Source organism: Lentzea kentuckyensis (genome assembly GCF_002150765.1).
GTDB classification, from domain to species: domain Bacteria; phylum Actinomycetota; class Actinomycetes; order Mycobacteriales; family Pseudonocardiaceae; genus Lentzea; species Lentzea kentuckyensis.
This window is the reverse complement of the sequence record NZ_MUYM01000013.1, coordinates 12,926-35,322: the sequence shown is the minus strand read 5'-3', so window position 1 is coordinate 35,322 and position 22,397 is coordinate 12,926. Positions and strand designations below refer to the sequence as shown.

The following is a 22,397-nucleotide window of genomic DNA, read 5'->3' as shown; positions in this document are numbered from 1 at the left end:
CCAGGCACCAGACCCGCTCCCACCTCCACGCGGACGCCGGAGAGTGCTCCGCGACCTTCGGAATCCTTGTGACAGCAAGAGTTCCCGCTCCCGACCGTGTCACCCTCTACCGAATGATCACTCCAGCAACGCGACTGATCGACGAGCAGGCCCGCGCACTGCGCGACGCGTTGACGGCGGCCATCCGTTCGACCCGCACGGAACTTCCCCATCTCGCCGCCAAGCTCACCGCACAACGCCATTCGACGCGCACGCGCGCCGAGGAGGCGAACTCGGTGTTTCCCGCGATCGTCGCCGCCGCGCTGGACGTGGACCCGAAGCCCGCGCTGCCACTGTGCACCGCTTCCGCGCTGTGGTGGATCTCCGTCGACTCGGAGGCGGTAGGCGCGCAGTGCGGCGCGATGCTCGCGATGCGGCACCTCGGGACGGCGCGCGGACCGGACGGCTGCAAGCTCGCCTGGTTCGACGAGTTCGCCCGGTCGTCCACCGCCGTGATCGAGACCAGACTGGCGGCTCGCGGCCGGCGCGCCGGCGACATCAGCCGCAAGAGCGTGCTGGCACACCACCTGGGGATCACCGGAGCGGCCCACGCCCGTGACGCGGCCATGGCGGCCCACCTCGCCGAGGAGCACGCGGTGGACGGCTGGCGCGAGTTCGGCGCGCTCTACGGCCTGATCCGGCAGCTGCACACCGACCACGTTCGGTCCACAGTGGACGACGACGGCAACGCGACACTCATCGTGCCACCGCTACTGCTGGCTCATGCCTTCGAACTGGGCAACAGCGGAATGCGGCGGGAACTCGTCCGGCTGCCGCCGAACGCGCCGGCCAGGGACCCCGGACAGCACACCATGCTGCGCGACCTCCTGCGGTCACCGCGCACCGTCGCCGCCTACGCACGGGACCTGCGCCGGCTGCACAGAAGGGCAAGTGCGCGTCTCGACGACCTGCACCCGGCCGGAGCGGCGCGCACCGCACTCAGGTCCACATTGGACGCCACGCTGGAGCTGACCATGCCGGGCGCACGGGAGATCATCGGCGGGTGAGTCTGCTCATGCCCGGTTCTGACAAGGGACGGTGCGGTCCGCGGAGGGAGGTTCGTGACACGACATTCCGCGAACCGCACCGGGGAGAGGACCGAGGAGGTGAGGCGTGCGAGGCACCTCGGCCTGAACCGAACTGTAGAACTCCGCATCGCAGGGCACCATCCGCGCGTTTCGGAAAGGATTCCGTCCAAACGCGACCGGAGCTGCCGGCCGCGCTCCCAGCCACCGCACACCATCGAATTCGACGCGAAAAATTCGACAACACCAATGTCAATTGACATGAACCAGGCGCCTGAGCAGCCCGTACTACCCGACAGACAAGGAGAGAGGGCGGTACCGAGGTGCAGCAAAACGGCGTCGGCAGACATTCCGTGAGCAATTCCTCCGGAGTATCGGAAACAGCCCTTCTCCGAGTGCTCTGGATGATCACCCAGGGCATGGTGTGGCCCTGGCTGCTGGAAAACCTCTGCCACCGGGAGGCGATCGACCAGGCTCTCCACGCGAGCCTCATCCTGCCGCCCGAGGGCGAGCACATCGGATACCACATCACCGACGCCGGCCGGCGTCGAATCGTCGACTGGTACCGCACAGCCGGTCCCGGAAGCGGTTCGGCGAACGACACAACGCAGTGGCGCGCGGTCACCGTTCGCTGAGTCCAACGGGACCCCACACGTCCCGACACCTCTTCGGAAATCGTTTTCTCTGCTCTTTCGACGATATTCGATTCGAACGGCAGCACGCCGCCTGCGTCCGATCGTGCGAAATTTCTTCCGCGTTTGGCGGAAGCGTCGTAGCCTGCTGAGACGAGATGAGCCGTTCGGCCCAATCGATTGTGGGTCGTTCGCCGAACGATGTCTGAGCACAGAGGACCAATGAGATACCTGCACCACGCCGTCAGAGCCAGATCCATCAGCTGGCTTCTCGTCGTCCTGATCCTGGCGATCAGTGCGGCCGGCGCCTGCGGAGGCGGCGAGGAGCAGACACCGCCGGCGGCGACGCACGACCTCCCGACGATCATCGAACCGCCCAAGAAGGCGGCCCTGACCGTGACCGTGCGGAAAGTCGTCGACGTGCGCACGGTCGAGCTGTCGGACGGCGAGCAGGTCAAGGTCAAGGGACTCGCGGCACCTGACGAGTGCTGGGCGGCGGCGGCCACCTCGTTCGCGAAAACCATGCTGCTGGACAAGCCCGTGGACACGACAGCCTCAGGCTCGCTGCACCTGGCGGACGGAACCGACTACGCGGTGCTGGCGGTCGAGCTCGGCATGGTGCGCAACGAGTCGACCGACGACCGGATGCTTCAGGAAGCGGAGACGACCGCTTCAGCCAAGCAGCTCGGCCGGTGGGGACCACCGTGCGTCAGCCCGCCCACCGGCGAAGCACCGGCACCCACCACGACCACCAGGACCACCCCGCCGGCACCCGAACCGGTCACCGGCTGCTCGGTCGCCTACCGCGTCACGCACACCTGGCCCGGCGGCTTCCGCACCGACGTGACCATAGCCAACACCGGGAACACCGAGATCACCGGCTGGACCCTGCGATGGAAGTTCAGTGACGGCCAGTCGGTGTCGGAAATGTGGAACGCGACCGCGAAACAGTCCGGTCCGGACGTCTTCGCGACCGCCGTGCACTACAACCAGACGATCCCTCCCGGCGGCACGCTGCTGATGGGGTTCACCGCCGGCAGCGGTGGCGTCAACCACGATCCCCGCGCCTTCAGCCTCAACGAGCACCCCTGCACGCTCGCCTGACGCGCCCGTCCACTGTGGACACCGGGAGGCGCCGCCGCACCTCAGCCGGTGTGGCGGCGGCCCCGGTCACGGTGGTCGCGTGGCCCGTGTCCGATCAGCCGGGTGAAGATCGTGTTCAACGTTCCGGGATCGCGGTAGCCGACGTCGGCGGCGATGTCGGCGATCGTCCTGTCCGTGGTCTCGAGCAGGTGTTTCGCCCTGCGCACCCGCGCCTTCTGCAGATATCCGAGTGGAGTTTCTCCGGTTTCGCCGCGAAAACGACGCAATAGCGTTCGTGTGCTGGTGTGCAACGCCGTAGAGAGCAGCCTGAGGTCATAGCGTTCGTGCATGTTCTGCTCCAACCAGCGTTTGACGCTGTCCGAGAACTGCGAGCCGGTGGCCGGCAGCAGTTCCGCGTCGACGTACGGCGCCTGACTCGACCGCAACTCGTCGACGAGTGCGATGCGCGCGGTAGCTCGCGCGACGCGGCCACCATGGTGTTCACGGATGAGACCGAGCGCGAAGTCGTACATCGCGCTGAACGCGCCCGTCGTGGTCACCCCGCTGTCGGTGATCACGAGTTCGTCCGCCCGAACGTCCGTCCCAGGGCAACGGCCGGCCAGTTCGCCGGCGAACAGCCACGAGGTCGTCGACTGCCGTCCGTCGAGCAGGCCGGCCTCCGCCAGCAGGAACGCGCCGACACAGATCGACACCAGAGCGACTCCTGACCGGGAGCTGGACCTGATGGTGTCGATCTCCGGCCTCAACGACTCGAGCCTCGCGGCGAGGCGGTGGCCGGAGGCCAGTTCGAACCCTGGCACGACGAGCACATCGACGTCTCGCACCGGTGAGACCGCGATGGTCACGCCACCGGAGGCGACCACATGCCGCCGTGGCGACAGGATCGACACCTCGTACGACGGCCCCCTGTTCGCGTCGGCCGCGGCGATGTGCGAGGCCATGGTGAGGAGATCGGGAACCCCGAAGACCTCTGACGCGAAACATCCCGGATACGCAAGCACTCCGACGCGAAGCGGCGCGATCATGTTGGCGAGATTACCCGGGAATGTGGCGACATCGCCACTGTTCGCGCCAGGCAATGCGCCGGAAGATATCCCTGTGACGATTGTCGGACCATGCCACTTGCGCGGCCTGATGGAATCACGGGAATTTCGAAATCGTCCATTCAGGACGCAATTCTGACACCTATCTGGGGGAACAACCATGCCCGAAATCAGTCGACGCGACATCCTGCGCGGTGGCGTGCTCGTCGCGACCGTCGCGTTCACCAGCAAGGTCTTCGGCGACGGCCCGATGGCCGCCGCCGCGCCCGCGGACGGGTTCGCCGTCGCGTGCAACGCGCTGGACATCACGCCGACGGCCCCGCCGTGGCCCAGTCTGTGGATGGCGGGCTACGGCTGGGGTCCGCGCGGCAACCACGGCGTGATCGAGGAGTCCCGCCCGCTCACCGCGCACTGCATCGCCATCCACGACAACGGTTCCGTCAACGTGCTGCTGCGCATCGACGCGATCAGCATCCCGCGCGACGTGCACCAGGAGATCCGCCGCAGGGTCGTCGAGGACCTCGGCGTCGGCAGCAGCGACTTCATGATGGCGGCCAGCCATTCGCACTCCACACCGTTCATCGGCGACACGCACCCGGACCCGTACGTGCTGATGGGGCTGACCCAGGCGGACATCGACGCCGTCAACGGGACCACGTTCCTGTTCATGGACCTGCTCACCGAACTGGTGGAGCGGACCGTCAACGAGACGCCCATCCCGGCGGAACTGGGCTACTCCGAGACCGTCGCGGACATCGGGTACAACCGCCGCGGCCTGTCCTACGTGATCGACGACGTGCCGGTGCTCACGGTCCGGGCGTCGTCCGACGACACCCTGCTCGCCGTGCTGTTCGGCGCCACCGCGCATCCCGTGTGCCGGGGCAACGACGAGGTGTTCGACGCCGACTACTGCGGCGCGGCCGCGGAACTGATCGAGGAACGACTCGGCGCGATGGCGTTCTTCTTCCTGGGCACGGCAGGCGACCACAACGCGTACGAGCCGTACAACCCGGACCAGCCGGCCTTCCTGGGAGCGAGACTCGCCGACGCGGTCGTGGACGAGGTGTGGAACGGCGAGTTCACCCCGGTGACCGGTCCGATCACGACGGAGCTCACCGAGATCGAACTCGAGTTCTCCGTCGACAACGACGATCCCGAGGTCGTCGAGATGCTGCGCGACAAGTACGAGGCTCGGCGACAAGGTCCCGGCACTCCCGGCTGGCTCGGCTGGGCCGAGAAACGACACGCCGACGTGATGATCCGCAAGATCGACGACGGCACGCTGGAGTCGAACGTGCCGATGCCGATCCAGTGCTGGAAGCTAGGCGGCCTCACGATCCTCGGGCTCGCGCACGAGGTCGTCGGCATCTACCACCTGCTGATCAAGGACATCGCGGAGCGGCTGGGCACCGGCAACCTGTGGATCATGGCCTACGCCAACGAGACGCAGTGCTACGTGCCGTCCGACGAGATCAGCTGGACACAGGTGTACGAGTCCGGGTGGAACCAGGACGACAACACCATCACGGGTTACGGCAGCAGCCAGCTCGCCTACGGGTGGCCGTCCCCGTTCCGGGCGTCGCCACCGGGAACCGATCCCGCGGCACCCGACAGCACCGAGGCCATGGTGCTGGCCGCCTGTGAGGGGTTGCTCGGCTAGACCTGCGCCAGACCCGGCAGACGAAGATCGCGAGTGGAGCTTCCACTCGCGATCTCCTTGCCGCCCGACGACCTCCGTCACGGTGTCGCGGGTTCAGCGGCTCACCCGATCGTCACACACGGCAGTCCGACCGAGGACCACGTCCCGTTGTCGTTGCGCCGCCAGCCCTGGGCACAGAGGTCACCGCGGCCGGATCCGGTGCCGCTGACCGAGGGCCGCCGCAGTGCTGCACGCGCACCTGGAAGTTGGGGCCGTAGCCGTCCACGCAGTTCACACTCGGCGCCGCCTGGGCGACACTCGGTGCCAGTGTCAGACCGGCGACGGCCAGGACCACCGCACCGGCGACTCGTGTCTTCTTCCCCAAATCAACACGTGAAGAAGCCGGGCACTGGATCGCGATCAGGACTCGGCGGCGGGCCATCGGGCCAGTTGCTCGTCGGCGATTGTCGCGATCGCCAGCGGATCGACCTGGGCCAGGCCTTTCAGGGACTCCCACCACGCTGTGGTGGTCAGCGCGGTGGCCAGGTGACGGCGTGCGCGCGGGATGAGCTGGGCGCGGTTGGTCGGCAAGCCTGGTGGCGCGTGGGTCGAGGTGGCGAGGGCGGCCAGGGTGTTCGCGAGCGCGTTCACCAGGTTCACGTCGGCGGTGGTGCTCGCAACCAGTGTTTCGGCCGTGGCCACCATCTCTGCCGCTCGCCTCGGATCATGAGGCTCGAGCGTGCCGGCGACGGTCAGGAGCGCACGTGCGCGTTCGGCCGGGGCGTCGATTCGAGCCAGGACGGCTTCGCAGTGGTCCGAGATCCGCGCGGCACGGGGGTCGCCGGCCGCGTGCTGGTGACGGGCGACCAGGGCCAGCGCCTGCGCGCGGGCCGGCAGTTCCGTGATCAGCTCGGCTTGGTGGGCGGCCAGGTCGAACCGGCCGAGGGTCGCGTTGGCGCTGGCGAGTTTCGTCAGCGCGTGGTCGCGTTCCTCGGGATAGCTCATCTGGTCGATGAAGTTCAGTGCGCGTGTGATGAGGTCTGAAGCGGTGGCCGGCCGGTTGATCGCACTTACCGCGCGTGCCAGTGAGGCATAGGCCGCTACCTGGAATTCCGGGTGGTCGGCGTGCTCGACCGCGTGGACGGTCTCGTCGATGAGGCGCGTGACGCGGTCGTGCTGGTGGATGACCGTCAACGCCTCGATGAGGTCGGCCATCGCCTCGGCCTGGTAGATCAGCATGTCGTTCTGCCGGGACAACTCCTCGACGAGATCGGCCAGGCGCACGCAGCGTTCGGCGTCGCCTGTCAACGCGATGGGCTTGGCCAGCTTGGCGAGGGAGCGCATCTGGTCGCCGGCGTTGGCGTCTCGTCGCAGCAGCAGTTCGGCCTCGTCGGTGATCCGCGTGGCCATGTTCTGGTCGCCGACCGCGGCCAGCAACGTGATCAGGTCGGCGAACACGACGCCGTAGGGCCAGACGATGGCGCTGTGGTGGGCCAGGGACATCACCTCGTCGGCGAGCGCGCGGACGCGGGCGTAGTCGTTGTGGGTCCTGGCTGCGATCTTGGCAATCTGGAGGAGCGTGTGGGCCTTGAGCAGCGTGCCGCTCAACGGGTTCGTGAGCCGGCGGGCCAGGGCTTCGGCGCGGTCGAAGTTCCCAGCGAGCGCATACGTCTCCACCAGCGCGGCCGAATCGGTCCTGCTCGAGTGCTGTGCGTTCAGTGATTCCGCCTGGTGTGCCAACTGGAGGGCGCGGAGCTGATCACCGCTGACCGCCGCTGACCGGGCGAGGTCGCCCAGCGTCGCGGCGCGCCGCTGGACGTCGTCGATCTGCGTGGCGCAGGACGCGGCGCTGTCGGCGATCCATGTCGTCCAGGCGCTGTCTCCGATGGCGGCGACCTCGTTGGCCAGCGCGGCCAAAGCTCGCGCCCGAAGTTGCGGAGCGGCCGATTGGTGAATCGAGTTCTCAAGTTCGCGGGCGAGTCGCACCGCAAGTGGCCGGTCGCCATGGTGCGCGGCCTGGCCGACGAGCTTCGTGAGCTGCGTCAACTGCAGCTCACGGTCCAGAATCCGCCGGGCAAGGGTTTCGGCGCGACCGAGGTCCGCGCCGGCCGCCACGACGGAGCTGATCGTCGCCAACGCCTCCTCGCGATCACGGGAGACACTGATCTGGTCCACAAAGGACGCGGCGTCGTCGGCGAGCCGTGTCGCCAGCGCCGCGTCTCCCGCCGTCGTCGCCACATCGGCCAGCTCGGCCAACGCCTGCGCGCGGTCGGCGGCGAAGTAGTGGTTGTCGTATGCCGAACGTTCCCCGGCCGCGATGAGGCGAACAGCCCGATTGCGGTCGCCGGCGATCGCGACGGTTGCGGCCAGGGCAGCGACCAGGTCGGCGTCGGCTCTGCTGCGGTCCATGATCAATTCTGCTTGGGCGGCGAGCCGATGAACCTGGTCGGGCGCACGGCAGGTGTTGGCAGCGGCCATGAGTTCGCCGATCGCGATCAGCTGGCCAGACTCGTTCTCTTTCCGCCACACCAGCATCTCCGCGTAGGAGAAGGCCCGCGCCGCGTGCTGGTGGTAGCCGGCTGTGGCGAGGGCATCGACGAGTACGAGGACGTGTCGGTGGCCCACCTCGATCTGCTCAAGGCCGGAGTCGACCTCGTTCGCCAATCTGGATGCACGCGCGTGGTCGCCCGCGGTCGCTGCCGTGCGGGCGAGACTCACCAGCTCGCGCTGGCGGTCGTAGTCGTCGGAGATCTGGCGGAGCAGCGTTTCGGCTCTGTCGTGATGACCGCGCGCCGCCCACACCCGCGCCAGATCACGCAGGAGGTCGTCCGCGCGGGATTGATCGGCGGCGGCGATCTGGCCGATGAGCAGCTCCGTTTCGCGGGAGGTGGTGGAGGCGCCGTCGTGGTCTCCACCGGCCATCTGGGCATCGACCAACTCGACGAGCACGGTCACCTGCCAACCGGGCAGGTCGGCGAGCGGGACGAGGCGCTGGGCCGTCGCGACCAGCCGACGCGCCCGTTCCGGATCCGTGGCAGCGATGGCGGTCGCCGTGCGGGCCAGCGCGCGGGCCCGGTCGTAGACGCCGTCGATCTCCGACGCGATCGCCTCGGCGTCGCCGTGTCCGGCCATCGCGGTCACGAGCCGCAACCTCGGCCAGGCGCGATCTCTCGGGTCCACCAGCTGCCCGATGCGCGCATTCGCTTCGCGCGCCACCTGAGCCATGCGCTCCACATCGCCGACTGCGACAGTTGCGCGAACAATGCCGATGAACGCGTTGGCGCTGTCCTTGGGGTTCCGGACGCGGCCCGCGATCAGTTCGGCCCGAACCGGGTCACCGGCGAGAGCGATCGCCTCCGTCACTTCGGCGAGCGTGTCGTCCCTGTACCGCTCGGGGACGTCGCCGGCCAACGTGACCAGTTCGTCGATCAGTCCGGCGGCAGTGGCGCGGGTGGTGTCACTCGCGGCCATCGCCAGCGCCAAACTGTTGAAAGCACTCACCTTCGGCATGGGATCCACGTCGGCGACGTGAGCCGCGAGGTCGGCGGCGAACCGGATGGCCTCATCGTCGTTGCCTTGACTCACCTGGGCCTCGACCAGTGCGAGCAGCGCGTCGCGACGGCCGCCCCAGTCCTGAACTCCGGCGGCGAAGCCCTCGGCCCGCACCGGCTCGCCGATCAACGCCCACACGGCCGCCAACTCCGCCGGAACGTCCGTGCCGCGCTGGACGAGGCTGTCGCGTTCGGCGGCGAGTGCGGCCAGGCTGACCAGGTCGGGCATGTGCTGCGTGGCCAAAACCTGTTGGGCGACCCGGATCTCGGTCAGCCCGAGCAGATCACCCCCGGTGAGCATCCGCATGCGACGGTGCCTGGCTCGATCGGTCGCGTACCGGGCCAGGCGCTCCAGGTCATTCGATCCACCGAGCGCTTGCGGATAGCCGCGGAGCAGGTAGTGAGGCGTGTGGGCCGGCCAGCCCGACACCTGGTACGAGTCCGCCCATGCGGCCAGCCGTTGGTGGTACACGCCCAGAGCGCGCCGTCCGATGTGCTGCGTAGCCACCTCTCGGAGGGTCTCGTGGGAGAACAGGTACACCGGTGCGCCCGGGTATCCGGCCACCGGCGGGCCGATCCAGCCGGACACGCTGCGCCCGAACCCTCCCTCGAGCCGGCGGCGGATCTCGTGCTCGGGGTGGTCGGTGAGCTCGGCGAGGTCGTCGACGGTGAGGCCGCCGCCCGCCGCGGTGATCAGGCCGAGCAGATCGCGCTGCAGCAGCGGACCTGTCAGCAGCGTGTCCAGTTCCAGGCCGGCGAGCCGTTCGATGGCGCTGGCGTGCGGTGACACCGAAAGCTCGCGCACCCGTACCGTCCGAAGTGGATGGTCGTGACGGGTGTCGTCTGGCAGTTGCAGCCCAGGCCGGCTGGTGACCAGCACCCGCACGGCCGGGGGCGGCCGGCGCGGCAACAACGCGGCGATGCTGGACAGTCCGGCCGGTCGCCTGTCCTCGTCCAACCCGTCGATCATCAGGAGCAGGCGCCGCCCCGCCTCCTCGGCGCGAGCAGCCGCGTCCTCCAGCATGTGCAGCATGTCACCGACATGGGCGCCGGCGGTCGCCGCACCAGTCGGCCGGTGCAGCAAGGCGGCCAGCTGTTCGGTCACGGCTGCCACGAACGTGCCGCTGTCCGACTGACCGGCGAGCCGGCCCGTCACGAAGAACGCGACGACGTCCACTCCGGCTGGGGGATGCAGCACGAACCAGGCCATCAGCGCCGATTTTCCCGCCCACGGCCCGGCCTGCCACCAGGCGTACGGAGCGTCGCCGACGCAGAACTGCACCAGTTCGCCGAGTTCGGCATCCCGGTCCAGCAACTGGTCCGGCGCGGTGTCACGCACTTGGGCGCGGTACGCCGCCAGCACCGCCGCGGGCAGGCGTCCAGGAGCCGGATGGATGTGCACATCGCCGTACACCACGCCCGCCTGCAACACGACAGCGGCGGACCCGTCCATCGTGTTGCGCACCCGCAGGCCGTCGTGCCCGCTCTGACCGGTGCCCTCAGGATCCCGCGGCTGCCCAGGTTCCGATGTCGCCACCTGGAGCACCTCCCCTGGATCGGGTTCGCGGCAGCGGAATCGAGCGTTTCAGTCCTACCGGCCCGCACAGCCGGAATTCACCCGCCCGGCCTAGTGGCGTGCCGCGGCTTAGTTGTGCTCCCGGTTGTGGATGAAGGGACCCTTCATCCACCTCAGGTCGATGAAGGGTCCCTTCATCGACGGGGACCAGCGACACCGTGCGATCGGACACTTTCGCCGTCCGACCTCTTTGGATACACCAACGTATCGGATACATTGATGTATCGAACGGAGGTGGGACGATGGCGGACGCGGCACCCGAACCCGCACGGCGGGTGACCAGGCGACGGGCCGAGACGCGGCAGCGATTACTGCAGGCAGCACTGGAAGTGTTCGCCGAGGAAGGTTTCGGCCGCTCCACCGTCGACCAGGTGTGCACGCGCGCCGGCTACTCGCGCGGCGCGTTCTACTCGAACTTCGAGACCCTGGACGAGCTGTTCCTCGCCGTCTGGGAGCACCGGTCGACCGAACTGATCGCCCGCACGCGCGAGGCGTTCGAAGACTTCGAGCAGGCCGCGGTCAAGGACGTCGAGGGCGTCGTCGCGCACCTGCTGCGGGCGGTGCCGATGGACGAGGACTGGTACCGCGTGAGCGCCGAGTTCACCGCCCACGCGCTGCGCAATCCACAGCTGCGGCGGGTGATCGTCGAGCGCGAGCAGGCCATCGCGGCGTCCGCGCGACCGTTCCTGCTGGCGGCACTGGCCGACATCGGGCGCACGGTGCCGGATCCCGGCGCGCTCGGCCAGGCACTGGTCGCGGTGCACGACGGCACCGCCCTGCAATGTTTCAGCGAACCGGGCAACGTCACCGTGCAGCAGCGCCGTGCCGCTCTGTTCGCCCACGTCATCACCGCGTACAGCATCGAAAGCAGGCAGTCATGAGCGACGAAGCAGACGTGATCGTGGTCGGAGCCGGGCTTGCCGGCCTCGTGGCGACCTACGAACTCACCAGGGCAGGACGCCGGGTGCTGGTGGTCGACCAGGAGAACCGCGCCAACCTGGGCGGTCAGGCGTTCTGGTCGCTCGGCGGCCTCTTCCTCGTCGACAGCCCCGAACAGCGCCGCAACGGCATCAAGGACTCCTACGACCTGGCGCTGCAGGACTGGATGGGCTCCGCCGGGTTCGACCGCGACGACGAGGACCACTGGGCCCGGCAGTGGGCGCAGGCCTACGTCCGGTTCGCCGCCACGCGCAAGCGGCAGTACCTGCACGACCTCGGCCTGCGGTTCACCCCCCTGGTCGGCTGGGCCGAGCGCGGCGGCGGGGTCGCGGACGGTCACGGCAACTCGGTGCCCCGCTTCCACCTGACCTGGGGCACGGGCCCGGAGGTGGTGCGGGTGTTCGCCGAGCCGGTGCTCGACGCCGAACGCCGCGGCCTGGTCCGGTTCGCCTTCCGCCACCGGGTCGACGAGCTGATCGTCGAGAACGACGCCGTGGTGGGGGTGCGGGGCACCGTGCTCGAACCGTCCGATCTGGACCGCGGCAAGGCGTCGTCGCGCGTCGCCGTGGACAGCTTCGAGTCGCGGGCCAAGGCCGTGATCGTCACGTCGGGCGGGATCGGCCACAACCACGACCTCATCCGCGCCAACTGGCCGGTCGACCGCCTCGGCCCGTGCCCGGAGACGATGATCGCCGGGGTGCCGGCGCACGTCGACGGGCGGATGCTCGCGATCAGCGAGACGGCGGGCGCCACCCTGGTCAACCGCGACCGCATGTGGCACTACACCGAGGGCCTGCACAACTGGGACCCGATCTGGCCGAACCACGCGATCAGGATCATCCCCGGCCCCTCCTCGATGTGGTTCGACGCCGACGGCAAGCGCTTGCCCGCGCCGAACTTCCCCGGCTTCGACACCAACACCTCGATGAAGGCCATCCTCTCGACCGGCTACGACTACTCCTGGTTCGTCCTCAACCAGACGATCATCAACCGCGAGTTCGTGCTGTCGGGATCCGAGCAGAACCCCGACATCACCGGCAAGGACATCCGCAAGGTGCTGGCGAGCCGCGGTGGCAAGGGTGCTCCCGCCCCGATCGAGGCGTTCAAGAACCACGGTGTCGACTTCGTCGTCGCCCGCACCGTCGACGAGCTCGTCGCCGGCATGAACAAGATCGCCCGCGGCCCGCAGCTCGACGCCGCGGGGATCGAGCGGCAGATCGTCGCCCGCGACCGCGAGGTGACCAACGGGTTCTCCAAGGACCTCCAGCTCATGGCCATCGCCAACGCCCGCCGCAGCTGGGGCGACCGCCTCGTGCGCACCACGAAGCCCCATCGGCTCCTGGACCCCGCGCACGGTCCGCTGATCGCCGTGCGGCTGAACATCCTCACCCGCAAGACGCTGGGCGGAATCCAGACCAACCTCGACTCCCAGGCGCTGCACGCCGACGGCACGCCGTTCCCCGGCCTGTACGCCGCGGGAGAGGTCGCCGGATTCGGCGGGGGCGGTGTGCACGGCTACAACGCGCTCGAAGGAACGTTCCTGGGCGGCTGCATCTTCTCCGGGCTCACCGCGGGCCGCGCTCTGGCCCGCACGCTGAGCTGACCCGAGCCGGTTCACCGCCGAATGTGCGTAATTCGCCGGAATTGCTTGAATCGGTTGATGGTGAGCGCTAGTACGGTGGTATGGCCGTTGAATTCCAGGTGCTCGGCGACATCGGTGTCAGGGTCGACGGTGAAAGCGTCTCGATGGGGCATGCGCGCCAGCTCTGCGTTCTCGCGGCGCTGGTCCACGACATCGGCACAGCTGTCTCCGTCGACGAGTTGCTGAGCCGTGTTTGGGGTGAGAATCAGCCGAAGGGCAGTCGTGGCGTGCTCCACGGCCATCTCACCCGCCTGCGCCGAAAACTCGGGGCAGCGGGAGGAATCACGATCGACCGCGAGGGCGTGGGCTACGTGCTCACCGGCGATGGAGGGATGGTCGACCTCCATCGCTTTCGCCGTTTGCTCGCGGAAGCACGAACGGCGCGGGACGAACCGGCGGCGGAGCTGTTCGGACGGGCTTTTTCGCTGTGGCGGGGAAAACCGTTCGGCACACTGTCGACAGCGTGGATCGAAAGCGTGCGCGCGTCGCTGGAAGCCGAGCGATTCGCCGCGATGCTGGACCGCAACGACGTCGAACTGAGGCTTGGTCACCACCGTGACCTGTTGCCGGAAATGCTGGCTGAATCAGGCGCTCATCCGCTGGACGAGCGCCTGACCGGCCAGGTGATGGTCGCGTTGCGCCGCTGTGGACGGTCAGCGGACGCCGATCAGCACTACCGGCGGATCCAGCGTCGTCTCGCGGAGGAACTCGGTGTCGATCCGAGTCCGCGGTTGCGGGAGATTCACGAGCGCGGGCCGGACGAGCGAATCGACGTACCCGGCACTCCCGCCGCCGAAACGACGCCGGTGCCGAGGCAACTGCCCGCGCACACGGCGCACTTCGTGGGACGCGAAAGTGAACTGGTCGCACTGGACGACGCATTGCGTTTCCAGCGCACACAACCGGGACAGGCCGTTGTCGTCGCCATCAGCGGTCCGGCCGGGGTCGGGAAGACGACGCTCGCGGTGCACTGGGCCCAACGCGTTCAGGACGAGTTTCCCGACGGCCAGCTCTACGTGAACCTCCGCGGATTCGACCGCACCGGAACCGCGGTACCGCCGTCGGGCGCGTTGAGGGGTTTCCTCTTCGCACTCGGGATATCGCCCCGTCGAATACCCAGCGACCTCGACACGCAGATCGCGATGTACCGCGGTTTCGTCGGTGAGCGGCGAATGCTCATCGTGCTGGACAACGCGCGGGACGCCGGACAGGTCCGGTCGTTGTTGCCGGGGCCGGGCAATTCCACGGTGCTCGTCACCAGCAGGACCCGGTTGTCCGGCCTGGTGGTGGCGGAAGGCGCGCACACGGTGACCGTGCGGCCTCTCCCCGGGCAGGACGCCCGCGAACTGCTCAGCCGTCATCTCGGACGCGACCGCGTCGACGCCGAACCCGGCGTGGTCGACGAGCTCATCGCACGATCGGGATCGCTGCCGCTCGCACTGGCCGTGCTCGCCGCGCGGGCTGCGCTCACCCCGGCCTTTCCCCTGCGCGCCCTGGCCGAGGAGCTGACCGCCGAACGCGCGGGGCTCGACGCCTTCGAGGGAGCTGATCAGGAGACCAACGTCCGTGCGGCGATCTCATGGTCGTACCAGCATCTGCGGCCGGCGGCGGCACGGATGTTCCGGCTGCTGAGCGCTCATCCCGGTCCGGACTTCACCACGCCGGCGGCCGCGAGCCTGGCCGGGGTGGCTCTCGGCACCGCGGCACAGGCAGTCGACGAGCTGCTGGGAGTGCATCTCGTCGAGGAGCGGCAACCCGGCCGATTCGCCCTGCACGACCTCGTCCGGGCCTACGCCGCCGAACAGTCGCACGCCGAGGACGACGAAACTGTCCGGACGGAAGCGTTGCGCCGCTTGATGGACCACTACCTGCACACCGCCTGGCGCGCCGCGTTGAGCCTCCGGCCGATGCGGACCCCGATCAAGTTGCGGGGACCCGCGCTCGGAGCCGCCCCCGAACTGCTCGGCGGCTACGCCGAGGCGTGGCGCTGGTTCGAGGCCGAAACCGCGGTGCTGTTCGCGGTGCTGCGGCTCGCCGTCGACACGGGGTTCGACGAGCAGGTGTGGCAGCTGGCGTGGACCATGGCCGACCACCTCGATCGCAGGGGGCGGTGGCACGACTGGACGGAGATCGGGCACGTCGCGCTCGCGGCGGGCCGCCGGCTCCGCGATCAGCGCGCCCTGGCGAGCGCGCACCGCGGTCTCGGGCACGCGCTGATCCTGTTGCGGTCCTTCGAGGAGTCGCAGTCGCACCTGAACGCGGCGCTCCAGCTGGACCCGGATCCCGTCGCGCAGGCCGGCGTGTTCCGCGGTCTCGCGCTCCTGTCCGACACACGAGGGCGCTTCGAGGAAGCACTTGAGCATGGCGAGCAGGCGTTGGCGCTCTCTCGTTCGTGTGGTGACCGAGCCGGTGAAGCCGCCGCGCTGAACCAGATCGGCTGGTACCACTGCCGGCTCGGCCATCACCAGCGCGCCCTGCACCTGTGCGAGGAGGCGCTCGACCTGCACCGCGAACTCGGCGACTGGACGGCGGAAGCCGTCACCTGGGACAGCCTGGGCTACGTGCACCACCACATGGGCCACCGGTCCCAGGCCGTGGAGGGCTACGGCCACGCTCTCGACCTGTACCGCAAGCTCGGGGACCAGTTCGAGGAAGCAGCCACCCTCGGCCGGTTGGCCGACGTCTACGAGACGGAACACGATCCCGCGGCCGCGGGCGACGCACTGCGGCGGGCGGTCGGCATTCTCGAAGCGCTCCACCACCCCGACGCCGCCGACCTGCGGGCAAGGCTCCGCGTCCTCGTCGGCGGCGTCCCCACAGGTCAGAAAACGATCAGCTGACGGCCCCGGACTCCCCCGTCCTCCAAGCGCTGGTGGGCCAGGCCCGCCTCGTGCGGGGCCAGCCTGTCCGCCGTGCGCAGGGTCAGCACTCCCTTGTCCGCCAACCCGCTGAGCTCCCGCATCGCGCCGGCCATGTCCGGGTGCTCGATCACGTACACCTGGTGCACCGTGATGTCGCGCTCGGACGGCAGGTCGTACGGGCGGCATTTGACGACCTGGCCGCCGGTGCGCACCGCCGCGAGCATCGGCTCGCCGATCACCGCGGCGTCGATCAGGGCGTCCACCCCGGCCGGCACGACCGAGCGGTACTGCGTCGCGAGACTGGCCGAGCGCGGCACCACCTCGTCCGCGCCGAGCTCCAGCAGAAGCTCCACATCGGACGGTGCCGCCTCGGCGATCACCCAGAGCCCGCGGTGTTTCGCCAACTGGACGGCGTACCCGCCCAGCGCGCCCGCACCGCCGGTCACGCCGATGGTCGCTCCCTCCGGCAGGTCCAGCATGCGCAGCGCCATGTCCGCGGTCAACGCGTTCATCGGCAGGCCCGCGGCGTCCACCAGGTCGACCGAGGCGGGCAGTTCCGCCACCTGCCTCTGTGGCACCACGACGAACTCGGCCTGGGCGCCACCGGTGGCGGTGAACGGGTTGGCGAACGCCATCACCGGCGTGCCCACCGGCAAGGTGACGCCCTCGCCCACCGCGTCGATCGTGCCGGCCGCGTCCATGCCCGGCACGTGCGGCGGACGCAGGTGCCGCACGTAGTCGGCCAGCGCACCGGAGCGCAGCAACAGGTCCGTCGGATTCACCGCGGCCGCCGCGACGCGAATCCGCACCTGGCCAGGACCGGGCTCCGGCACCGGCAACTCGCGGACCTCGAGCGCTTCCGGTCCCCCGAAGTTCTCCACCACGACCGCACGCATCACGTTCCCCCTCCAACGCTTGTCCTGCACAGCTCCGCGAACGCGGCCAGGCGCGCGTCGACCGTCCCGGTGATCGTGTGCACCGGCACGGACTCGGCGGCGAACGTGGCCAGCAACAGCTCGTCCGAGAGCACGCGGAACCGTTCGCTGATCGGCTTTACCTCGTCGTGCAACGGGAACTCCACCGGCAGGTGCACGACGAGGTCGTAGGCCTGCGCGGCCCGCCGGGCGATCTCCGGCCCGAGCGCGGCGACCACCTTCGCGTACGGGTCGTCACCGCCCGGCTCCAGCGCCGCACCGGCCGGTGGATGCATCCCCACCGCGAGCCGCACGGTGGCGTAAACCCATTCGTGCAACAGGGATCCGTCGGAGATGAACCCTCGCGTGGCCGCGGTCTCCGCCTGTACCCGCTCGGCGTACCGCCGGACCACGAGCTGGATCAGCTCGGCCGGTTCGGTGTCCTCCAACGACTTCGGCGCCCCGCCCGCCGGGTTGCGCATCGGCGTCCCGTGCGCCATCGGCAACCTGGTGAGCCCGGCGAGCCTCGACACCACGGTGGTCTTGCCGTTGCCGTAGGCCCCCACCACAGCGACCTTCACCGCACCCGCTCCTTCTCCTCGAACAGCTCCCAGCCGTGCTCCCGCGCGTGCGACACCAGTGCCTGATCGTCACCGACCACCACCGGGCGTCCCACCGCGGCCAGCAGATCGCTGTCCGACAGGTGGTCGCCGTAGGCGGCGCTGGCGGCCAGTGAGACGCCGTACAAGGCCGCGAACTCCTGTACCGCCAAGGCTTTCTCGGCGCCGATCATCGGCTGCCCGACCCGGCCGGTGTAGCGCCCCGCGCTGATCTCCGGCATGGAGCACAGCACCACGTCCGCGCCCACGTGCCTGGCCACCGGCAGCAGGCACGCCGGGAACGACCCCGACACGAGGACCACCAGGTCCCCGGCCCGCCGGTGCTCGGCGATCACGTCGAGCACCGGCGGGCGGAACAACCCGTCCTCGGCCAGCTCCGCGGCGAACCACTCGGCCGCGACCTGGTCGACGTGACCGGCGACCAGGTCCTGGAGGTTCGTGAAGTAGGCCCGGTTGGTCCGCTCGCGCGGCAGGCCGGCGGCGGTCATGTCCCGCAACCGTTGCCGCGCCTCGCGATACACCTCGGGCCTGCCCCGGCGGGCGCACAGGAACTCGAGGAAGCGGAACATCGTGGTCCGGGTCGTCACCGTCCCGTCGACGTCGAAGAACGCCGCCCTGCCCGACGTCCGCTCCTCGGCGGTCCAGAGCACCCGCTCGCTCACGCCGGTGCCGGCGCGAACCGCTGCGCCTCCGGCGTGGTGTCAATCAGCGCGTACTCCTCCTCGGCCCGCGCGATCGCCTCGTCGATGCTCAGCTTCGGCGTGATCTGGTAGATGTCCAGGATCTTCTGCAGCCGCTCGGCCACCGTGCCGCCGACGCTGTGGTACGGGATCTCCAGCTCGCGCAACGTCTTCAGCATCAGCTCGTCGGCCAGCGAGCGGAACTTCTCGTTCACCGGCCGGTGCCCGTCGGCGACCAGCGGGAACTCGATCGGCAGGTGCACGAACGAGTCGTAGTTCGCCTTGGCGTGCTGCTTGGCCGGCACCGCCATCTGCTGCAGCACCTGGCCGTAGAACCGCACCTCGTCGGTGAGCTCGATCGTGTCCAGGTCGACGGACAGGTTCGGGTTGATGCCGACGAGCACCCGCACGGTGCCGTAAGCCCACTCGTGCAACGAGGATCCGTCCGACACGAAACCGTGCGGCAGGTGCGACTCGTTGACGGCGCGCTCCTGGTTGCGGCGCATGATCAGCATGATCAGCTCGGCCGGAGTGCACTCCTCCAGGGTCTTGCCCGGGATGGAGATCGGCAGCAGCTCGCGCATCGTCTTGGCCGACGAACGCGGCAGGCCGGTCAGGTGCGCGACGGCCATGGTGGTCAGCGTCTTGCCGACGGAGTAGGTACCCGCGATTGCCAGTTTCATGTTCCTGTTCCCCCTGTGTGGTTCAGTCTTCGATGGGCAGCTGGTGGGCCACGGAGCAGACGACGGTCACGCCGCCCAGCTCGGACACGATGTCCGCCCGCCGCCAGGTCTCGCCCTTGCGGTTGTGCAGCAACGCGGCGTCGCGCAGCTCGACGACGACCGGGTGCGTCCCGGCGTCCGGCCGGACCGGCGACTCCGCCTGCCACCTGGTCGAGCGCATCCACAGCGTGTTGGAGTCGGCCCTGGTCACGCCGTCCAGCTCGTACAGCAGGACCTGGCCCAGCTGCAGCGCCACGACGAACGCGTCGACCAGGCTGACCGACGGCTGGAAGTCACCTTCGACGCCCACTCCCGGCAGAGCGGGCGTGGCGGGCAGCTCGACCCGCGCCGTCGCACTCAGCCGGTCCGCGGCGACCACGACGTCGCGCAGCCGCTGCAAGCGCGCCTTGTGCCCGTCGCCGTACGGCCGCCGGTCCTGGTCACCGAGCTCGTCGGAGCCGTCCGGCCCGGCGGCGACGTGGTCGACGTCCACCCGCAGCCGCAGCGAGCCGACCTGGCAGTCCAGCGTGCTGACCACCCGGCCCGGCTCGGCCTGTTCGGCGACCCGGGAACGCGCCGCCGTGACGGCGAAACCGGTCAGCTCCTCCTCGACCGGAGAGGATCCGGCCTTGATGTGGGCCTCGCGGATCCACGCCGACCGGCGTGCCTGCTCGCCGAGGCCCGCGTGCCGGGCCAGCCAGATCTCCGCCAGCTGCACACCGAGCAGCAGCACGTCGATGGTCGACAGGTGCGGCAGCTGGTCGATGGTGCCCTTGCGGGACCAGTCGGCCGGGTAGCCGACCGCCGCCGTCGCCGAGACGACCGGCCCACCCTCGCCGTCGGCCGACTCGATGCCGGAGAGCCGGTAGGTGGCGCGCTTGTAGCCCTCACCGAAGAACCGGGTCTCCCGGTCGCCCAGGTACTCCTCGACGGTGGCGAAGCGCAGCACCGCGTCGTCCACAAAGGACTGCATTGCATCCCCCAAGTTGTCGGATCGGTCAGGTGGTGACGGGCTCCGGCTTGGTCGTGGCCGCGGCCGGAGCGGGAGCCTGCTTGGCGGTCCGGAGGAAGGCACCGATCGCCAGTGCGCCGGCCAGGACGATCAGACCGTCCACCAGGAAGCCGAACGTCGTGCCGGACAGCACGTCCGACCGCGACGCCACGCCGCCGGAGAGCTCGCCGTACTGGGTGGCCGCGATGGTCGACATCACCGGGATGCCGAGCGTGAACGCCACCTGCTGGGTCATGGTCGCGAGGCCGGTGGCCAGACCCTGCTCGCTGTCCGCGATACCGGACGTCGCGACGACCGTGTACGCGACGATCGCGAGCACGTGGCCGAAACCGCCGACGAACGTGGTGACCAGGACGACGACCACGGAGACGGCCTTCGCCTCACCGAGCCAGAACATCACACCGGTGTTGACCGCCTGCACGACCAGGCCCCAGACCAGCGTGTTCTTCGCGCCGATGCGGCCGATGATCTTCGAAGCGAACGTACCGCCGAGGAAGGCACCGGTGCCCAGGAAGCCGAACATCAGGCCCGCCTGCATCGGGGTCAGGTCCAGCACCTGCTGCATGTACAGCGTGAGCAGGAACGCCATGCCCGACTCCATCGAGAAGGTGAGCAGACCACCGAGGTTGCCCCACTTCACCGTGTTGCTGCGCAGCACCTGCACCGGAGCCAGCGGAGCCTTCGCCTTGAGCTCGATGAAGTAGAACGCCACCAGCAGCAGCGCGCCCGCCGCCAGCGCGATGAGGGTCTCCGCGGACGCCCAGCCGTTGCGCTCGGCACCGGTCAGGCCGAACACGAGCGCCAGCATGCCGAGCGTCACCGTCACGGCGCCGGGCACGTCCAGCTTGGGCCGGTCGTCGCTGCGGGACTCGTTGATCAGCATCGCCGCGGCCACGAAGAGCGCCACGCCGACCGGGACGTTGATGAAGAAGTTCCAGCGCCACGAGAGCACGTCGGTGAGCACACCACCGAGCACCGCGCCCGACGCGAAGCCGAGCGACAGCAGCGCGCCGTTGAGACCCAGCGCGCGGTTGCGCAGCGGCCCCTCCGGGAAGCTGGTGGTGAGCAGCGCCATGCCGGCGGGCGTCACGATGGCCGTCGCCAGACCCTGCGCGACCCGCGCGATGATCATGATCTCGGGCGTCGTGGCCAGACCACCGACGAGCGAGGACACGGTCAGCAGCACCATGCCGAACAGGAACAGCTTCTTGCGGCCGATCAGGTCGCCGATCCGGCCGAACAGCAGCATGAACCCGGCCGCGGTCAGGGCGAACGCGGTGACGACCCACTGCAGGCTGTCGATTCCGAAACCGAGGTCCGTCTGCATCTTCGGCAGTGCGACGGTGAGAATGGAGAAGTCCACTGCGAACATGAACTGGGCACCGAGCAGAACGACGAGAATCGCCTTCTGCTTGCCCGTCATCTGAAGCTTTTCCGCTTCAGGCGATGAGGTAGTTGACATGAATATGATGATCGTCCGGGTGGATGGCGGCAAACAGTGCGCAGTCAACCTATTACCGCCACCAACACCCTAAGCGGCTACAGGTCGTCGACCGGCTCCCAGACACGGGTGCCGCCGTCCTCCACCACACGGCCGAACAGGGCGTCGGCGAAATGCACGCCGTAACCGAAGGTACCCGGCTTCGCGAGTTCGTCAATGATCGCCTGCCGCGTCCGCACGGCCGCGTTGTGGTCGTAGTCGAACACCGACCGCCATTCCGGCCGTGAGATCTGCACCGGCGTGTGCATGGCGTCGCCGAAAGCGATCAGTCGCCGGCCACCCGACGAGATCACGTACGCGGTGTGGCCCGCGGTGTGCCCGGGACACAGCCACGCCGTCACCCCGGGGAAGATCTCCTGCCCGTCCGCGGCCCGCACCAGCTTCTCCGGCCCGAGCGCCGCGACCGGGATGCGGCTGGGGCTCGCCCACTCCACAGCGGACGCGACGAACGCCGCGTTGGTGAACACCAGCCCCTCCCGGTACGCCCACCCGATGTGGTCGTCGTGGAAGTGGGTGAGCGCGAGCACGTCGACGTCAGCGGGGTCCTTGCCGAGCTGGGTCAGACCGTCCATCAGGTCGCCGCCCTCGAGCGCGCCCAGAGCGGGATGCGACAGCTCGGCCGGCACCTTGTGCGGCCCGTAGCCGGCGTCGATCAGCAGGGTGCGGCCGTCGTGCTCCACCAGCAGGCTGCCGATGGAACCGACCAGGTAGCCACCGTCGTCGAGGTGGTCCGCCCGGTTCTCCCAGTCGGCGTCCGACGACTCGGCGAACCACGTTCGCGGGTGCATCTGCACGAGCCCGTCGGGCACGTGCGTCACCTTGTGGTCGCCGAAGCTGAACGAGCGCATCGGTGCCGTCCGCCGCAGGCGATCGGAGTTGATGGACGAGGTCAAGACA

16 protein-coding genes are annotated in these 22,397 nt (G+C 69.2%); 7 read left to right on the top strand and 9 right to left on the bottom strand.

Annotated features, from left to right (window positions below):
* Window positions 1–113 precede the first annotated feature (113 nt).
* From B0F77_RS07910 to B0F77_RS07900, 3 genes are all read left to right on the top strand, one after another.
* Complete coding sequence (locus B0F77_RS07910) at window positions 114–1,046, top strand: hypothetical protein (RefSeq protein ID WP_086662145.1); 933 nt, start codon at window positions 114–116, stop codon at window positions 1,044–1,046.
* A gap of 422 nt (window positions 1,047–1,468) precedes the next feature.
* Complete coding sequence (locus B0F77_RS07905) at window positions 1,469–1,699, top strand: hypothetical protein (RefSeq protein ID WP_143466624.1); 231 nt, start codon at window positions 1,469–1,471, stop codon at window positions 1,697–1,699.
* Window positions 1,700–1,918: 219 nt separating this feature from the next.
* Window positions 1,919–2,800, top strand: a complete 882-nt coding sequence (locus B0F77_RS07900; RefSeq protein WP_158102638.1) for a cellulose binding domain-containing protein — start codon at window positions 1,919–1,921, stop codon at window positions 2,798–2,800.
* Between the two features lie 41 nt (window positions 2,801–2,841).
* Here the strand turns inward: B0F77_RS07900 and B0F77_RS07895 are convergent, their stop codons facing one another.
* Window positions 2,842–3,825, bottom strand: a complete 984-nt coding sequence (locus B0F77_RS07895) for a GlxA family transcriptional regulator (protein WP_086662142.1) — start codon at window positions 3,823–3,825, stop codon at window positions 2,842–2,844.
* Between the two features lie 178 nt (window positions 3,826–4,003).
* On the opposite strand from B0F77_RS07895, the gene B0F77_RS07890 reads away from it, so the two are divergent.
* A complete protein-coding gene (locus tag B0F77_RS07890) occupies window positions 4,004–5,503 on the top strand; it encodes a hypothetical protein (protein WP_086662141.1) in 1,500 nt (499 codons plus the stop codon).
* Window positions 5,504–5,902: 399 nt separating this feature from the next.
* Here the strand turns inward: B0F77_RS07890 and B0F77_RS07885 are convergent, their stop codons facing one another.
* Entirely contained in the window at window positions 5,903–10,570 is a 4,668-nt protein-coding gene (locus B0F77_RS07885; RefSeq protein WP_143466623.1) for a P-loop domain-containing protein, read from the bottom strand.
* A 281-nt stretch (window positions 10,571–10,851) separates the two neighbouring features.
* Between B0F77_RS07885 and B0F77_RS07880 the strand changes: the two genes are divergently transcribed.
* From B0F77_RS07880 to B0F77_RS07870, 3 genes are all read left to right on the top strand, one after another.
* Entirely contained in the window at window positions 10,852–11,490 is a 639-nt protein-coding gene (locus B0F77_RS07880) for a TetR/AcrR family transcriptional regulator (protein ID WP_086662139.1), read from the top strand.
* A complete protein-coding gene (locus B0F77_RS07875) occupies window positions 11,487–13,151 on the top strand; it encodes an FAD-binding dehydrogenase (RefSeq protein WP_086662138.1) in 1,665 nt (554 codons plus the stop codon). Before B0F77_RS07880 ends, B0F77_RS07875 begins: the two co-directional genes overlap by 4 nt.
* Window positions 13,152–13,231: 80 nt before the next feature.
* Window positions 13,232–16,030 (top strand): AfsR/SARP family transcriptional regulator, encoded by a 2,799-nt coding sequence (locus tag B0F77_RS07870; RefSeq protein WP_086662137.1) that lies wholly within the window; start codon window positions 13,232–13,234, stop codon window positions 16,028–16,030.
* On the opposite strand, the gene B0F77_RS07865 is transcribed toward B0F77_RS07870, so the two are convergent.
* From B0F77_RS07865 to B0F77_RS07835, 7 genes are all read right to left on the bottom strand, one after another.
* The gene (locus tag B0F77_RS07865) at window positions 16,012–16,947 is read right to left on the bottom strand and encodes an NADP-dependent oxidoreductase (RefSeq protein WP_086662136.1); all 936 of its coding nucleotides are present in this window, start codon (window positions 16,945–16,947) and stop codon (window positions 16,012–16,014) included. The genes B0F77_RS07870 and B0F77_RS07865 overlap by 19 nt on opposite strands.
* Window positions 16,947–17,546 (bottom strand): AAA family ATPase, encoded by a 600-nt coding sequence (locus B0F77_RS07860; protein WP_086662135.1) that lies wholly within the window; start codon window positions 17,544–17,546, stop codon window positions 16,947–16,949. The genes B0F77_RS07865 and B0F77_RS07860 overlap by 1 nt, the downstream gene beginning before the upstream one ends.
* A complete protein-coding gene (locus B0F77_RS07855) occupies window positions 17,543–18,247 on the bottom strand; it encodes an HAD family hydrolase (RefSeq protein ID WP_086662134.1) in 705 nt (234 codons plus the stop codon). Before B0F77_RS07855 ends, B0F77_RS07860 begins: the two co-directional genes overlap by 4 nt.
* Window positions 18,244–18,948, bottom strand: coding sequence for an AAA family ATPase (locus tag B0F77_RS07850; RefSeq protein WP_086662133.1), 705 nt, complete (start codon window positions 18,946–18,948; stop codon window positions 18,244–18,246). The genes B0F77_RS07855 and B0F77_RS07850 overlap by 4 nt, the downstream gene beginning before the upstream one ends.
* Window positions 18,949–18,970: 22 nt before the next feature.
* Window positions 18,971–19,960 carry an AvrD family protein gene (locus B0F77_RS07845; RefSeq protein ID WP_086662132.1) on the bottom strand — a complete coding sequence of 330 codons (990 nt, stop codon included), beginning with the start codon at window positions 19,958–19,960 and terminating at the stop codon, window positions 18,971–18,973.
* A 25-nt stretch (window positions 19,961–19,985) separates the two neighbouring features.
* The gene (locus tag B0F77_RS07840; protein ID WP_086662131.1) at window positions 19,986–21,422 is read right to left on the bottom strand and encodes an MFS transporter; all 1,437 of its coding nucleotides are present in this window, start codon (window positions 21,420–21,422) and stop codon (window positions 19,986–19,988) included.
* Between the two features lie 116 nt (window positions 21,423–21,538).
* Window positions 21,539–22,393, bottom strand: coding sequence for an MBL fold metallo-hydrolase (locus B0F77_RS07835; RefSeq protein WP_211293712.1), 855 nt, complete (start codon window positions 22,391–22,393; stop codon window positions 21,539–21,541).
* Window positions 22,394–22,397 lie beyond the last annotated feature (4 nt).